Source organism: Streptomyces laculatispora (assembly GCF_017353455.1).
Lineage (GTDB): Bacteria > Actinomycetota > Actinomycetes > Streptomycetales > Streptomycetaceae > Streptomyces > Streptomyces laculatispora.
Map to the genome: position 1 here is coordinate 1 of NZ_JAFMPZ010000447.1, position 2,729 is coordinate 2,729.

Genomic DNA, 2,729 nt, shown 5'->3' on the forward strand with positions numbered 1-2,729 from the left:
GCGCGGCGTACGTCATCAGCCGCCTGATCCCGGCGGGGCCGGGGACCCCGACGCGCACCGGTGCGTCGATGCCCCGTTTCCGCAGCGACTCGACCCAGGCGAGGACCGGGTCAGCGTCGAAGCCGAACTGGGTGATGACATCGCCGGACAGCCCCTGCCCGGCGAGGGCAGTGGTCTTGTCCTCGATCGCCGACCAGAGCACCGGTCCGGCGATGGAAGGGTGCCCCTCGGGGTAGCCGCCGATGCCGACGTGCCGTACACCGTACGACTGTAGGAGCCCGGAGCGGATGAGCGCGAGGGAGTCGTCGTAGGGGCCGTGAGGTGTGGCGGGGTCACCGCCGATGACGAGGACGTTGTCGGCTGTGCCGTCGGCGCGGAACGCGGCGAGGAGTTCCTCCAGTTCCGACCGGGAGCGCAGACGGCGAGCCGATATGTGCGGGACCGGGGTGTATCCGAGCTGCCGGACGGCGCGGGCCGCGGCCAGCCGCACACCCAGGTCCTCGTTGCCGAGGAAGGTGACATTGATCCGGGTGCCGGCCGGGATGCGGTCGCGGGCCTCTTCGAGCCTGGGGACGTCCTTGCCCGTCATCTCCAGGGAGAAGTCCTCCAGCAGCGGGCCGACGGCTGGGGCAGAGGCCGTGGAGAGGGAATCCATGGTGCTCCTTGTTCGTGCGGTTCTCCCTTGGCTCCAGTCTGCCGGTAGGGGCGGGGACAGGACGCAGCGGTCCCGCGCACCGGCCGTGGGCCGGCGCGCGGGAGCTGCTTCCCGGCGCTGTGCCCAGTCGCGGGCAGCCGTCCGTCAGCCCGCGTGGGCCTGCGCGGCGGCGGGCTCACCGCTGGAGGAGGCGGTGACGGTGGAGGTGGACGTCCCGCGCGGGCGGCGCAGGAGTATCGCGGAGACCAGGGCGGCGAACAGCGTGAGAGCGGCGGCGACGATCAGGCAGAGGCGGAGGCCGTCGAGGAAGGCGTCGCCCACGGCGCCCAGGGCCTGACCCGTGCCGGCGCCCAGGTTCATCTGGGCGACCGCGCCGAGACCGCCCGCCCGCGCGGTCTCGGCCATGCTCTGTCCGGCCGCTCCCGTGATCCCGGCGTCGGCGAGGTGCGCGGGGAAGGTATCGAGGGCGCGGGCCGTGAGGAGGGCCCCCAGGACGGCCGGGCCGAGTGCCGCGCCGACCTGCCGGAAGGCGTTGTTGCCTGCCGCGGCCATACCCGCCAGATGGGGAGGCACGGCAGCGACCGCGGTGACTGTCATGGGTGTCAGGACGCCGCCCATCCCCAGGCCCAGCAGTGCCAGCCGCCAGGCGATGGAGGCGAACGAGGTGTCCGCGTCGACGGTGGTCAGCGAGAGCAGTGCGCCGGAGACGACGAGCAGTCCGGCGGTGATCAGGATACGGGCGGACACCCGGTGCATCAGCCGTCCGACGGGAGCGCCGACGATGATGGCGGCGCCGGTGACCACGAGAAGACGCCAGCCCGCCTGGAGGGTGTCGAGCTGCTGCACCAGGCCGAAGTAGAGGCTCAGGAGGAAGAAGAAGCCGATCAGCGCCAGGAAGGTGATCATCGCGACGAGCGTGGTGGCGGTGAACGCCGGGCTGCGGAACAGCGTCAGATCCAGCATCGGGCTGTCGCTGCGCCGCTCGGCCAGGACGAAGGCGACGGCGCCGGCCACGGCGATGAACAGCGCCACCAGGACCCGGGCGTCGGTGAACGAACCGGCACCGCCCTCGATCACGCCGTACACCAGCGCGGTGATCGCGGACGCGGCGGTGATCTGGCCCGGCCAGTCCAGCCGCCGCCCGTGCGGGGCGCGCGAGTCGGTCAGCAGCCGCGCGGCGACCACCATCGCGAGCAGCGAGACGGGAATGACCAGGAGGTAGATCCACCGCCAGGCGGCGTGCTCCAGGATGGCTCCGGCGATCAGCGGACCGACGGCCAGTGCCAGCAGGAGTGAGGTGGCCCAGAGGCCGATGAACTTGCCGCGCTCGCGGTGGTCGGGCACCGCGTGGCTGATCAGGGCCAGCGTCGTGGGCAGCAGCGCGGCCGCACCGAGTCCGGCGAGGGCCTGGCCGGCCCACAGCAGCTGGATCGACGGGGCGGTCAGGGCGACGGCGGCACCGACCGCGCAGGACAGCAGGCCCGCCTGGAACACCTTCTTGCGCCCGTGGACCTCACCGAACACTCCGGCGGTCAGGATGAACGCGGCCATGGGCAGGACGAACGCGTCCTGGACCCATGACAGCTGGGCCGTCGACGCGCCCAGTGCCGCCTGGATGGCAGGCAGGCTCACGGAGACGGTGGTCACCGGCAAGTAGGCGACGAATACGCCCAGGCAGGCCATGGCGAGCGTGGCCGCCCGCCGGTCGGCCGGCCCGCTCGCCGAGGGTGTGACGTTCACGGATGCACTCCTTTGCGGCGCGGTGCGCCGCGGTTGATGTCCAGCAGGGGTTGCGTCCGCGCGAGCGCCGGTTCACGGCCGCAGCGGCCTCCCGGACGGCGCCGGAGGCACCGAGCCGCAAGTGAGAGCCGGTTCCGGGGGAAGCCAGGCCTCATCGGACGGACCCGCACGCCAGCATCGGCGAAACCAGGCAGAATCAACAAAGAGCCTGCTTGAATTGATCACAAACCACTATGGACTCGGCGCTCCATGGCACACTTCCACCGTGATGGACGCTCTGGACATGCAAATCCTCCGCACGCTCCAGTGCGCGCCACGCGCCCCGTTCCGGCTC

Annotated in this window: 2 protein-coding genes; both read right to left on the reverse strand. The window is 71.9% G+C overall.

Annotated features, from left to right (window positions below):
* The coding region (locus J1C73_RS21810; protein WP_207317904.1) for a methylenetetrahydrofolate reductase at window positions 1-655 on the reverse strand (655 nt) is incomplete at its 3' end.
* Window positions 656-799: 144 nt separating this feature from the next.
* The gene (locus J1C73_RS21815; RefSeq protein WP_307797765.1) at window positions 800-2,395 is read right to left on the reverse strand and encodes a DHA2 family efflux MFS transporter permease subunit; all 1,596 of its coding nucleotides are present in this window, start codon (window positions 2,393-2,395) and stop codon (window positions 800-802) included.
* Window positions 2,396-2,729 lie beyond the last annotated feature (334 nt).